Source organism: Arthrobacter cavernae (genome assembly GCF_017368795.1).
Classification (GTDB): Bacteria; Actinomycetota; Actinomycetes; order Actinomycetales; family Micrococcaceae; genus Arthrobacter; species Arthrobacter cavernae.
Map to the genome: position 1 here is coordinate 60,800 of NZ_JAFNLL010000028.1, position 12,410 is coordinate 73,209.

The 12,410-nt window shown below is 67.2% G+C and carries 10 protein-coding genes and 1 riboswitch; of the genes, 1 reads left to right on the forward strand and 9 read right to left on the reverse strand.

Annotation, left to right across the window (positions count from 1 at the left end):
* Positions 1 to 21 precede the first annotated feature (21 nt).
* The 6 genes from proB to J1902_RS12215 form a co-directional block, all read right to left on the reverse strand.
* Entirely contained in the window at positions 22 to 1,173 is a 1,152-nt protein-coding gene (proB, locus tag J1902_RS12190; RefSeq protein WP_207616522.1) for a glutamate 5-kinase, read from the reverse strand.
* The gene (gene obgE / locus J1902_RS12195) at positions 1,163 to 2,758 is read right to left on the reverse strand and encodes a GTPase ObgE (RefSeq protein ID WP_207616523.1); all 1,596 of its coding nucleotides are present in this window, start codon (positions 2,756 to 2,758) and stop codon (positions 1,163 to 1,165) included. The genes proB and obgE overlap by 11 nt, the downstream gene beginning before the upstream one ends.
* A gap of 117 nt (positions 2,759 to 2,875) precedes the next feature.
* Positions 2,876 to 3,139 carry a 50S ribosomal protein L27 gene (gene rpmA, locus J1902_RS12200; protein ID WP_003803426.1) on the reverse strand — a complete coding sequence of 88 codons (264 nt, stop codon included), beginning with the start codon at positions 3,137 to 3,139 and terminating at the stop codon, positions 2,876 to 2,878.
* 59 nt (positions 3,140 to 3,198) lie between these two features.
* Positions 3,199 to 3,507 (reverse strand): 50S ribosomal protein L21, encoded by a 309-nt coding sequence (rplU, locus tag J1902_RS12205; protein ID WP_207616561.1) that lies wholly within the window; start codon positions 3,505 to 3,507, stop codon positions 3,199 to 3,201.
* 388 nt (positions 3,508 to 3,895) lie between these two features.
* Complete coding sequence (gene thiD, locus J1902_RS12210) at positions 3,896 to 5,416, reverse strand: bifunctional hydroxymethylpyrimidine kinase/phosphomethylpyrimidine kinase (RefSeq protein WP_207616524.1); 1,521 nt, start codon at positions 5,414 to 5,416, stop codon at positions 3,896 to 3,898.
* Positions 5,408 to 5,506, reverse strand: a riboswitch (TPP riboswitch). (Overlaps the previous gene by 9 nt.)
* A gap of 226 nt (positions 5,507 to 5,732) precedes the next feature.
* Entirely contained in the window at positions 5,733 to 8,849 is a 3,117-nt protein-coding gene (locus tag J1902_RS12215) for an Rne/Rng family ribonuclease (protein ID WP_207616525.1), read from the reverse strand.
* Between the two features lie 480 nt (positions 8,850 to 9,329).
* Between J1902_RS12215 and J1902_RS12220 the strand changes: the two genes are divergently transcribed.
* Positions 9,330 to 10,001, forward strand: coding sequence for a vitamin K epoxide reductase family protein (locus tag J1902_RS12220; RefSeq protein WP_207616526.1), 672 nt, complete (start codon positions 9,330 to 9,332; stop codon positions 9,999 to 10,001).
* Between the two features lie 136 nt (positions 10,002 to 10,137).
* Here J1902_RS12220 and ndk read toward each other — a convergent pair whose 3' ends face one another.
* The 3 genes from ndk to J1902_RS12235 are packed head-to-tail and all read right to left on the reverse strand — an operon-like array spanning position 10,138 to position 12,407.
* Positions 10,138 to 10,554, reverse strand: a complete 417-nt coding sequence (gene ndk / locus J1902_RS12225; RefSeq protein ID WP_207616527.1) for a nucleoside-diphosphate kinase — start codon at positions 10,552 to 10,554, stop codon at positions 10,138 to 10,140.
* A gap of 37 nt (positions 10,555 to 10,591) precedes the next feature.
* Entirely contained in the window at positions 10,592 to 11,044 is a 453-nt protein-coding gene (locus tag J1902_RS12230) for a DUF4233 domain-containing protein (RefSeq protein WP_207616528.1), read from the reverse strand.
* Between the two features lies 1 nt (position 11,045).
* Positions 11,046 to 12,407, reverse strand: a complete 1,362-nt coding sequence (locus J1902_RS12235) for a bifunctional folylpolyglutamate synthase/dihydrofolate synthase (RefSeq protein ID WP_207616529.1) — start codon at positions 12,405 to 12,407, stop codon at positions 11,046 to 11,048.
* Positions 12,408 to 12,410 lie beyond the last annotated feature (3 nt).

Consider the following 12,410-nt stretch of genomic DNA (forward strand, 5'->3'; position numbering starts at 1 on the left):
AAGTTTAGTGGAGCCCCGCCGCTAAACGAGCACGAGGTCGTCAACATGGACCACTTCGCGGTCATATCCGCGGCCCATGGCCTTGCCGAGTTCCTTGGTGGAACGTCCCAGCATGCGCGGAAGCTCCGCCGAGGAATAGTTCACCAGGCCCCTGGCCACCACCGTGCCGTCGGGGGCAACCATCTCCACGGGATCGCCCGCCTCGAATTCGCCGTCCACGCCGGAAACGCCGGCGGGAAGCAGCGAGGTGTGGCGGTCGCGCACGGCCTTGACGGCGCCGTCGTCGAGCAGCAGGCGTCCCTGTACGGACGCCAGGTGCGCGAGCCACAGCAGGCGGACGGGCTTGCGGTTGCCGTTGACAGCGAACCAGGTTCCCACGTCCTCCCCCGCCAGCGCGGCGGCGGCATTCGCCGTCGAGGTCACGAGGGCATGGATGCCGGATCCGGCGGCGATGGACGCGGCCTCGACCTTGGTCATCATGCCGCCGGTGCCCACCCCGGCCTTGCCGGCCTTGCCGATGGTGACGTTCTCAAGGTCCTGGGGACCCCGGACCAGGGGGATGCGCTTGGCACCCTGCGACGGCGGGCCGTCGTAGAGGGCGTCGACGTCGGAGAGCAGCACGAGTGCGTCGGCCCGGACAAGGTGCGCCACGAGTGCCGCAAGGCGGTCGTTGTCGCCGAAGCGGATTTCGTGCGTGGCCACTGTGTCGTTTTCGTTGACAACCGGCACCACCCCGAGGTTCAGCAGGCGGTCCAGTGCCCGGAAGGCGTTGGTGTGCTGGGTGCGGCGCATGAGGTCATCGGCGGTCAGGAGCACCTGGCTGACGGTCACGCCGTGCGCGCCGAAGGCCTGGGTGTACCGGGCCATGAGAAGCCCCTGGCCCACGCTCGCGGCAGCCTGCTGCGTGGCGAGATCCCTGGGCCGCTTGGCCAGGCCCAGCGGGGCAAGGCCCGCGGCGATGGCGCCGGAGGAAACCAGGATGATTTCCGTGCCGGCGTTGCGCTTCTCGGCGAGGGCGTTGACCAGGGCGGTCAGCGCCTTCTCCGAAATGCCGCCCTTGATGCTGGTCAGCGACGAGGAGCCGACCTTGACCACAATCCGCCTGGCACCGGCCAGGGCCGCGCGTTCGGCTTCTTCAGTGGGCTTCGGGGACTCAGTGGTCCTAGGCGTCATCACCGGTGTCCAGGCTGCTTTCTTTCAGGGGCTGGGCTGCGGCGGCCCGACGGCGGCTGACGGATTCGGTCCAGATGCCGGCCTTGCGTTCGGCTTCCAGTTCCGCACGTGCGGCAGCCTTGGCCTCGCGGCGCTCGATCTGCTCCTCACGCTTCTGCGAACGGGTGGGGCGGTCGCCGATATCGGCGATGCGGATGTCGGTGCCGCGCGGGGTGGCCAGCAGTTCGGCGCCCGCCATCATGGTGGGCTCCCAGTCGAAGACGACGCCGTCGTCCTCGCCGATCACCACGGTGTCGCCCGGCTTGGCGCCGACCTTGAATAGTTCGTTTTCGACGCCGAGCTTGGCCAGGCGGTCCGCGAGGTAGCCGATGGCTTCCTCGTTGGTGAAGTCGGTCTGCTTGACCCAGCGGACCGGCTTCTCGCCCAGGACGCGGAACAGCGGCTCGAGGTTCTTCTCTTCACGGCGGATCCGGAAACCGGACTCGTTGACGGCGCGGGGACGCAGCACCGGCGGGGCAACCTTCGGCGGGGCCGTGGCGACGGCGTCGCGGGCAGCTTTGACGATCTCGGCCATGGCGAAGCCGAGCGTGCGCAGGCCTTCGTGGCTGGTCGCGGAGACTTCGAAGACGCGGTAGCCGCGGGCTTCCAGGTCAGGACGCACGAACTCGGCCATGTCCTTGCCGTCCGGGAGGTCCACCTTGTTCAGGACTACCAGGCGGGGGCGTGCGTTCAAGGGAACCACTTCGCCGTCAACACCGGCGTAGCTCATGTCCACGGCGTACTTGTCCAGCTCGGCCTCGATGATGGCGAGGTCCGAGAGAGGGTCCCGATCGGATTCGAGGGTGCCGCAGTCCAGGACATGGACCAGCGCGGCGCAACGCTCAACGTGGCGCAGGAAGTTGTGCCCCAGGCCCTTGCCTTCGCTGGCGCCTTCGATGAGGCCGGGGACGTCGGCAATGGTGAAGCGGACATCGCCGGATTCCACAACGCCCAGGTTGGGAATCAGGGTGGTGAAGGGGTAATCGGCGATCTTGGGCCGTGCGGCGGACATGGCAGCGATGAGGCTGGACTTGCCGGCGGACGGGAAGCCCACCAGCGCGATGTCTGCAATCGACTTCAGTTCCAGGACGATGTCGCTGGATTCGCCTTCGATGCCGAGGAGCGCGAAGCCGGGGGCCCTGCGCTTCTGCGAGGACAGCGAGGAGTTGCCGAGGCCACCCTGGCCGCCTGCTGCGGCGATGTATTCGGTTCCTTCGCCCACGAGGTCGGCCAGGACCTTGCCGTCCTTGGTCTTGACGACTGTGCCGTCCGGCACGGGCAGGATGAGGGTTTCGCCGTTCTTGCCGCCGCGCCAGTCGCCCATGCCCGGGCCGCCGTTGGTGGCGTGGCGGTGCGGGGCGTGGTGGTAGTCAAGCAGCGTGGTGGTCTGGTGGTCCACGCGCAGGATAACGTCGCCGCCGTCGCCGCCGTTGCCGCCGTCGGGACCGCCAAGCGGCTTGAACTTCTCCCGCTTGACAGAGACACAGCCGTGGCCGCCGGTACCGCCGGATACGTGCAGGACTACCCGGTCTACAAAGCTCGCCACGTGGATCTCCTCTATTGCTGTAACCAGACGCCCGGAGGCTTCCTAGTCGATTGTAATGCGGTTAAAAGAACGGTGGAGCGGGCCTGTTGGCCCGCTCCACCGGTTCAGAACTTGTTGTTACTCTGCAGCTGCAGCAGCAACGATGTTCACTACGCGACGGCCGCGGCGAGTACCGAACTCAACCGCACCTGCCTGCAGGGCGAACAGGGTGTCGTCGCCACCGCGGCCAACGCCGGCGCCCGGGTGGAAGTGGGTGCCACGCTGGCGGACGATGATCTCGCCTGCGGAAACAACCTGGCCACCGAAGCGCTTTACGCCCAGGTACTGAGCGTTGGAATCACGACCGTTGCGAGTGGAGCTCGCGCCTTTTTTATGTGCCATTTGAAATGCCTGCCTTTAAATTTCTGGGGAAACTGAAAACCGGAACGAAGTAACAGAAGTTACTTGATGCTCGTGATCTTGATCTTGGTCAGTTCCTGACGGTGACCCTGGCGCTTCTTGTAGCCGGTCTTGTTCTTGAACTTCTGGATGACGATCTTCGGACCACGGAGGTCTTCGAGGATCTCGGCCGTAACCTTGACCTTGGCCAGGTCCGCAGCGGCGGAGGTGACCTTGTCACCGTCAACCAGGAGCAAGGCGGGCAGCTCAAGCGTGCTGCCGGCTCCACCGGGGACGCGGTTCAGCGTTACGTAGTCTCCAACGGAAACTTTTTCTTGGCGGCCGCCTGCGCGGACAATCGCGTACACCACTTGGGCACTCACTTCTCTCGACGTTTCTTACTAAATTTGCGTGCGGAACCTTGAACCGAAACCGGCCTGGTTCCCGCTGTGCCTCAACGCCGTGGACTTCAGATCGAAGCCCGTGAGTCATCCCATGAACAATTCCAAGGGGCATAACCCAAGTGTTGGCGTAAGCACCGAAGATCTAGATTACGCTAGTTTGGCCTTCGGCTGCAACTGAGGCCAGGTCCGGAGGCCGCCAGGTGATGATCACCACAAGCTGGCATCACTGCGTCCGGTACCGTGCCCATACAGCCTACATCCTTCCGCCCATTAAGTTTGGATCGGCGCCTGCGACGCGCGGAGCGGCCTGTCTTGCAGCCTGCCGCGTGCGCCGCCCGCGGCTGGGGTTCACCGCTCAGGCGTGCAGCCGCGGGGCGTCGAAAAACGCAGTCTCGTAGCGGCAGGACCAGGCGAAGGCCTCGCCCATGGCTGCCCGCTCCGCCGGGGAAGCGGCCCGGGCGGCAGCATCCGTGAAGTCAATGGCCTGCCGGGTGGCGGCAGCGAAGTCCTCGTCCGCATAGGCCCGCAGCCAGTCGGCGTAGGGGTGCTCCAGAGAGGCTCCGGCCTCAACGTAGGCGCCGTGGAGCTGCTGCCCCACCTCCGCGTACAGCCAGTAACAGGGCAGGATCGCCGCGAGGAGCACGGCATAGCTGCCCGACGCCGACGCGGCCAGAAGGTGGTCAACATAGGACTTGGTGACGGGGCCGGTGGCCGCCTCCGCGTTCCTGCCGGCCAGCCAGTTCCGGTGCAGCTCCGACTCCACCTCCAGGCACTGCTGGGATCCCCGGGCCCAGAAGAGCTGCTCGGCCTCCGTGGGGGCCAGCGCGCCGGCCCTGGCCAGGACCCGTGAGTAGCCGTTGAGGTACAGGGCGTCCTGCGCAAGGTAGTAGGCAAATTCACGCTCAGGCAAATCCCCGGACTGCAGCCCGCGGATGAAGTCCAGTCCGTAGATGGCCTGGAGTTCGGGCGAGGCGTCCCGCCATAGCTGGGCCGCATACTCCCCCGGCGTCAATACGTGTTCCTGGTGATGGAAGTGGTTGACGGGGCCGTTGCCGGCGCCCACCTCGAGGCTTCCGGACGTGGCCAGTGCCTGCTGTAGCCAGGGCTTGACCTCCTGCAGGGACGCTTCCCAGTCGCCGTGGCGGACCTGGGCCGTGGCCATGGCCGCGGACAGGGAGCACCCCGTCCCGTGGCTGTTCCGGGTGTGGACCCTGGCACCGGTGACTTCCACCACGTCCTGCCGGAGCAGCCCGGTGGTGTTGACCAGTGCATCCGGGCATTCCGTGCCGGGCAGGTGCCCGCCCTTGACGAGGACGGTGTTGCCGCATTCCGCGGCGAGCCGCTTGCCCTGGTCCAGGGCCGTAGCCCAGTCGGAGGCCTCCGGCTCGCCCAGCAGCATGGCCAGCTCCGGCAGGTTGGGGGTGATCAGGTCTGCCAGCGGAAGCAGGGTCCGCAGGGCCGTCTCGGCCGATTCGCGCAGCAGCCGGTCGCCGCTGGTGGCCACCATGACTGGATCAAGGACCACGACGGCGGGCCGCACCTTTTCGAGCCAGCGGCGGACCTCGTCAATGACGGCCGTGTCTCCGAGCATGCCGATCTTGACGGCATCCACCGCGATGTCGTCGCTGATGGCCTCAAGCTGCTGGCGCAGGAATTCCACCGGCGGCACGTGGACACCGGTGACACCCCGGGTGTTCTGGGCGGTCAGGGCAGTGACGGCGGCCATGCCGTAGCCGCCGTTGGCCGCGATGCTTTTCAGGTCCGCCTGGATGCCAGCCCCGCCGGAGGGATCGGAACCGGCGATGCTGAGCACCCTGGGGATCCGGCGGCCCCTGGAGGCAAGCGGGTAGACAGTCGAATAGGACGTTGAAGTCATGGAAGACATCCCTTCGCCGGTGCTAACCGGACAGGTTCAACGGGTCTGGATCTCAGCCAGGCTTTGTGCCCGGCACCCCGTGTCAGATCCCTAGCGTAGCCGACACTTCCGGCGCCCCAGGATTGCCCGGACATTGTGACCCCGGGGCCCTGAACGGGAGCGGGCAGAACCGTGGTGCAAAACCCATAGTGCAGAACCATGGTGCAGAACCGTGGTGCAGGAGCCTGCACACACGACCCCGGACACGGCAAGGCCCCGGCCAGGTCCGCGCTGGGCGGAGCCTGCCGGGGCCCGGTATTGCTTCGGAACGGCCTGCCTAGAGTTCGGAGGCAGGGACGCCGACGCCGAGGATGATCGGTTCGCTGGACTGCGGCGTCTTGACCGGCGCCTGCACGGCTGCCGGGGCCTTGGCCTCGTGCGTGGTGCCGCCCGAGGCGGTCGGGGCCACGTCGTGGTGCTCCACGATGGTCTCGTTGGCTGCACCTTGGGCGCGGCTGGCGCTGCGGTTGCGGCGGCCACGCCGGCCACGGGAGCGGGACGAGACCTGGGCTTCCTCAGCCTCCGTGGCCGGAGCCGGAGCGGCTGGCGCCGCGGTGGCCGGAACCGGGGCTTCGGCAGCCGGGGCTTCGCCCAAGTGCTGGAAGGCCTCGGCAAGGAGGTCCAGGCTCATGGCCGGCGCACTGGGCGCAGCTTCCTCGGAGTGGTCCACGAACGGCAGCGCGACTTCCTCGCCGCCGAAACGCAGCACAGGTGCCGTGCGCGCATCGTGGGCACCGGCGTCGCCGGCTTCCGCAGGCCGTCCCGCAGCCGGAGCCGCGGCGGCAGCGGCAGCCTGGTGCAGCTCGTCGTCGTGCAGGTGCGCGGCGTGTGCGGCGGCCGCGATGTTCGCGAGTGCGGCACGGGTTGCCTCGGCCTTCGCCTGCCGTACGGGATCAACAGCTTCGTGCGCTGCGGCCGGTGCCGCAGGAGCAGCCTGGGCCGGAGCCGGAGCCGGAGCCTGCGGTGCCGCGGAGGTGTCGATTGCCAGCCCGCCCTTGCCGCGGCGGCGCTTGCGGTCCGTGCGGGCTCCGGGCTGGGACTCGGTGTGCGGGCGGTGGTGCTCGGCGGCAACCACGTTGGCGCGGCGGTGTTCCACGGGTTCGTCGTGGGTCACCACACCGCGGCCTGCGCAGTGCTCGCACTGCTCGCCAAAGACCTCCAGGAGGCCGGTGCCCATGCGCTTGCGGGTCATCTGGACCAGGCCCAGCGAGGTCACTTCGGCCACCTGGTGCTTGGTCCGGTCGCGGCCCAGGCACTCCACCATGCGGCGCAGCACGAGGTCGCGGTTGGACTCGAGCACCATGTCGATGAAGTCGATCACAATGATGCCGCCGATGTCGCGCAGGCGCAGCTGGCGGACGACTTCCTCGGCCGCTTCCAGGTTGTTCTTGGTGACGGTCTCTTCGAGGTTGCCGCCGCTGCCGGTGAACTTGCCGGTGTTGACATCCACCACGGTCATGGCCTCGGTGCGGTCGATCACCAGGGAGCCGCCGGAGGGCAGGAAGACCTTGCGGTCCAGGGCCTTGTGGATCTGCTCGTCGATCCGCCATGCGGAAAAGATGTCCTGGTCCTTGGTCCACTTTTCGAGGCGGCCCACCAGGTCCGGCGCCACATAGGTCACGTAGGCCTCGATGGTGTCCCAGGCCTCGTCACCGGAGACGATCAGCTTGGAGAAGTCCTCGTTGAAGACGTCACGGACCACCTTGATGGTGAGGTCAGGTTCACCGTAGAGCAGCTCGGGAGCCAGGATCTTGGTGGAGGTGGCCTGGCCCTCGATGCCTTCCCACTGTGCGCGGAGGCGGTTGATGTCGTGCGTCAGCTCTTCCTCCGACGCGCCCTCGGCGGCCGTGCGGACGATGACGCCGGCGTTCTCCGGCAGGCGGTCCTTGAGGATGCGCTTGAGGCGGTTGCGCTCGACGTCGGGCAGCTTGCGGGAGATGCCGGTCATGGAACCGCCCGGCACGTACACCAGGTAACGGCCCGGGAGGGAGATCTGGCTGGTCAGGCGGGCACCCTTGTGGCCCACCGGGTCCTTGGTGACCTGCACCAGGACGGAGTCGCCGGACTTGAGCGCGTTCTCGATCCGGCGCGGCTGGCCTTCCAGGTTGACGGCATCCCAGTTGACCTCGCCGGCGTACAGCACGGCGTTGCGGCCGCGTCCGATGTCCACGAAGGCCGCTTCCATGGACGGCAGCACGTTCTGGACCTTGCCCAGGTAGACGTTGCCGATCAGGGAGTCCTGCTGCGTCTTGGACACGAAGTGCTCCGCGAGCACGCCGTCCTCCAGGACGCCGATCTGGATTCTGTCGTCGCGCTGGCGGACGATCATCTGGCGGTCCACGGACTCGCGGCGGGCCAGGAACTCGGCCTCGGTGATGACCTGGCGGCGGCGTCCGGTCTCGCGGGATTCGCGGCGGCGCTGCTTCTTGGCCTCAAGGCGTGTGGAGCCCTTGACGCTGGTCACGCGGCTGGAGCTGGTGGGCTCCGAGATCACGCGGGGAGCGCGCACACGGGTCACCGTGTTGGGCGGATCGTCGTCCGAGCCGCCCGTCAGTTCCAGGTCCTGGTCGCCACGGCGGCGGCGACGGCGACGGCGGGAGGTCACGCCGTCCTCGAGCGTTTCCGCGGCGGGGGCGTCGTCGTCGGACTCGCCGGCGTCCTCGGCCTCGCCTTCCTCACGCTCGGTGCCACGGCGGCCACGGCGGCCACGGCTGCGGCGGCGACGGCGGCTGCTGGCATCCTCGAGCTCGCCTTCCTCCGCTTCTTCGGCTTCTCTGTCCTCGTCTTCGACGACGACGGGGCGGGCGACGGTGCTCAGATCGGGCGCCTGGAAGATCATGGAGGTGATGGTGACCGGTTCGAGGAACAGGGACGCTGCGGCGCTGGCTGCTTCCTTCTCTTCCGGGGTTTCGTCAAGCGGAGCTTCTTCGGCGGCAGCAGCCACAGGAACTGCCGCTTCCGGTGCCTCTTCAGCGGGGGCTTCAACAGCGGGTTCCTCGACGGGAGCCGCTTCGGCAGCCTTGGCTTTCGCGGTGGTGGCACGACGGCGGCGGGCCGGCTTTTCGGCCGCGGTTTCGGCTGCGGCGGGCACGGCGGCCGGCTCGGCTTCCTGCGCGGCTTCGGTTTCCGGAGCAGCTTCCGCTGCGTCCGCGGCAAAAACGGGGAGCGGCTCTGCCGGCTCGACGCTCTTGCGGGCGCGGCTGCGGCGGACAGGCGCCTTGACTGCTGCTTCTTCTGCAGCCGGTTCGGAGGCTGGCACCTCGGCGGCTGGCGCTTCGGCCGCTGCCGCCTTGGGCACGGGCTTGCGCCGGGTCCTGGTGGTCTTCTTCGGTGCTTCCGCGGTTTCTGCGGATGCCGCTTCTTCGTTAACGGCTACTACCTGGTCATTATCCATATGTGGCAACGCTCCTGCCCCTTGCGGTGCCGCCACATCCGGCGCCCAGAGGGGCAAATATTGTCAAAACCCTCGGGCTTCGACAGAAGTCGGTAGTTTGCCTCCCGGCTCGCACCAGCAGAGGGGTGCGGCAGGCCTGGAAGGCCGGTGGCGTTGTCCTGAAACCCGTTGTTCTGTTGCCACAACCAGGTGCCGTCCATTCACATGGCGGGCCGACCGAGGATCATGTGATCCGGGGATGCCCTGCTCATGGTTGGCGGTCTTGGGAACAACTCACCGGACCGGAGTCCGCATGTGGATCGGCTTCCGGCCATGTCTATTCTCTCACACCCCCATGCAATGGGAAGGTAGGCTCCCCTCCGGGGCGGCCGCCGTCACGGGAAGTCCTGGCTGGGAGCGCCTCCCAGCACGCAGCGTTAGAATCCTCCCAAGAGCCATCCCCGGCCGCGCCGGGACTTGCCGAAAAGGACTGCATCCGCCATGTCGAGCACCGCCAGGGAAACCCCGGCCCACAACGACTCCCCGCCAGCACGGCAGAACGACGCCGCCATCCAGGTCCTGCCCAGGACTGTGCGCGACAAACCGTTTGCCTGGCTCCTCCTGATCACCGGCGTCATCGGCTGGCTTGCCTCCGGCACACTGGTCCTGGAGAAGCTTGAGACGCTCAAGGACCCCGGCCACATCACCCTGTGCGATGTGAATCCGTGGGTTTCCTGTGGCGCTGTGATGCAGACCTGGCAAAGTTCGGTCTTCGGTTTCCCCAACATGTTCATCGGGATTGTGGCGTTCGCCGTCATCATCACCACGGCGATGGGCCTGCTGGCCGGCGCCCGGTTCTCGCGCGGCTACTGGCTGGGGCTGCAGGCCGGCGTGACCCTGGGCTTCGCCTTTGTCGCCTGGCTGTGGTTCCAGGCCCTGTATGTCATCCACGTCCTATGCCCGTTCTGCATGGTGGTGTGGACGATGATGATTCCGCTGTTCGTGTGGGTCACCATCCGCAACATCACGCACGGCGTCATCAAGGCCCCCGCCGGGCTGGCAAAGCTGCTGGGCGATTCGGGCTGGATCATCACAGCCCTGCTCTACGTGGCCGTGGCCGCGAGCATCTTCTTCGCCTTCATCCAGGTCTTCGCCGGCACCTCCGGGTACTGAGCGGCCCTCCAGGACACCCCGGACACCCCGGACACCCCGGGCAACCCGCGCGAACGAACAGTTGAGGCCCCGTTTTCTGAAGAAAACGGGGCCTCAACTGTTCGTTCGCGCTCCCAGAGGAGCGGAAGGTCAGCGGCTACGCGAACCAGATGCCGATCTCGCGCTCGGCGGATTCGACGGAGTCCGAGCCGTGGACCAGGTTCTGCTGGACCTTCAGGCCCCAGTCACGGCCAAAGTCGCCGCGGATGGTGCCGGGCGCCGCCGTCGACGGGTCCGTGGTGCCGGCCAAGGAGCGGAAGCCTTCGATGACGCGGTGGCCTTCGAAGATGGCCACGATGACCGGCCCGCTGAGCATGAACTCAACCAGAGGCTCGTAGAACGGCTTGCCGACGTGCTCTTCGTAGTGCTGCTCCAGCAGCCCGCGGCTGGCGTTGACCTTCTTCAGCTCAGCCAGGGTGTAGCCCTTGGCTTCGATCCGGGCGATGATGTTGCCGCTGAGGTTGCGGGCGACGCCGTCGGGCTTGATCAGGACGAGGGTCCGCTCAATGCTCACAGTTGCTCCAATGTGGTTGGTGGGTTTCCCAGCCAGTTTACGGGGTTTCGGGGGCGGCTTCGTCGCCGTGGGCTGCGTCCCATTCGGCCTGCCGGCGGTCGCGTTCGGCCACCTCGCGGTCGATCCTCATGCCGGTGCGGATCCCGTACCACCAGCAGATGGCGAACAGGATGCCCACGATGAACATCATCGGCTCCGCGATTCCGGTCAGGATCAGGACGATCTGCAGGCCCCAGCCGACGGCCAGGCCCCAGGGCTTGCGCACCACGGCGCAAGCGAGGACCAGCACCACGCTGAGGGCAATGCCGAAGCCGAGGATCAGGCCCGGTGCCACTTCGCCGCGTTTGAGTCCGAAGACAGCCAGGGTGGCGAAGAACGCCACGAAGGCTTCCAGCAGCAGGACCGTGGAGGCGAACATGACCTTGGTGGAACGGCGCTTCTTGGGCATGCCCGGGCGCCATTCCCGCTGTGCCTTGGTGAGTTTGGCCATGTCAGGCGTCCGCCTTCCCGAGCAGCATGCGGGCTTCGGCCACCACGGTGATGGAGCCGGTCACCAGGACGCCGCCAGCCAGGTCGTCGTTGGCTTCGGCGCGTTCCACGGCCCACTCGATGGCGTCGTCCAGCTTCTCGGCGATGTGGACATTGTCCGCGCCGAAGCCGAGGTCGACGGCGAGATCAGCCAGTTGGGCGGCCGGGATGGCGCGCGGCGACTTGGACTGCGTGAAGCAGAATTCCCCGGCCAGTCCGCCCAGGGAGTCCTTGAGCTGCCGGAGGATTTCTTCGGCGTCCTTCTCCTTCAGGATTCCGATGACCACCACCAGCTTGCTGAAGCTGAATGCCTCCTGGATGGCCTCGGCGGAGACCCTGATGCCGTCCGGGTTATGGGCGGCGTCCACGATGATGGTGGGCGCGGTGCGCACCACCTCCAGGCGGCCGGGCGAGGTGACATTGCCGAACGCCTCGCGGAGGATTTCGACGTCGAGTTCCCTTTCGCCGCCGCCGAGGAAAGCCTCCAGGGCAGCCACGGCCACGGCCGCGTTCTCTGCCTGGTGGGCGCCGTGCAGGGGCAGCAGCAGCTCCTCGTAGCGCCCAGCGAGGCCCTGGACGGTGAGGACCTGGCCGCCGACGGCAACGCTGCGGGATTCGACGCCGAATTCGACGCCTTCGAAGCGGAACGGCACGTCCACCTCGCGGGCCTTGTCCAGTAGCACCTGGGCGGCATCCACCGGCTGGGCGGCACTGATCAGGAAGCCGCCGGGCTTGATAATGCCGGCCTTCTCGTGGGCAATGTCCTCGGTGGTGTCGCCCAGGAGGTCCGTGTGGTCCAGCGAGATGGGCGTGACCACGGAGACCTGGCCGTCGCCGACGTTGGTGGCGTCGGTGATGCCGCCAAGGCCCACCTCAATGACGGCCACGTTGACGGGCTGGTCCGCGAAGATCGCGAAGCCCAGGATGGTGAGGCATTCAAAGTACGTCAGCCGCGGCTGGCCGTCCGCTTCGAGTTCCTTGTCCACGATCTCCAGGTACGGCCGGATCTCATCCCAGATCCGCACGAAGGTCTCGTCACTGACAGGGGCGCCGTCGATGCTGATGCGCTCGGTGACCTTGGACAGGTGCGGGCTGGTGTAGCGGCCTGTGCTGAGGCCGTGGGCACGCAGCCCGGCCTCGATCATCCGTGCCGTGGAGGTCTTGCCGTTGGTGCCGGTGATGTGGATGATCGGGTACGCCCTGTTCGGCTCCCCCAACACATCCATGGCCCGGAACAGCGGGGCCAGACGCGGCTCCATCTTGTTCTCGGGAGCGCGTCCCAGCAGCTCGGCGTAGACGCTCTCTACGGAGAATTCGTCGCTCATGTA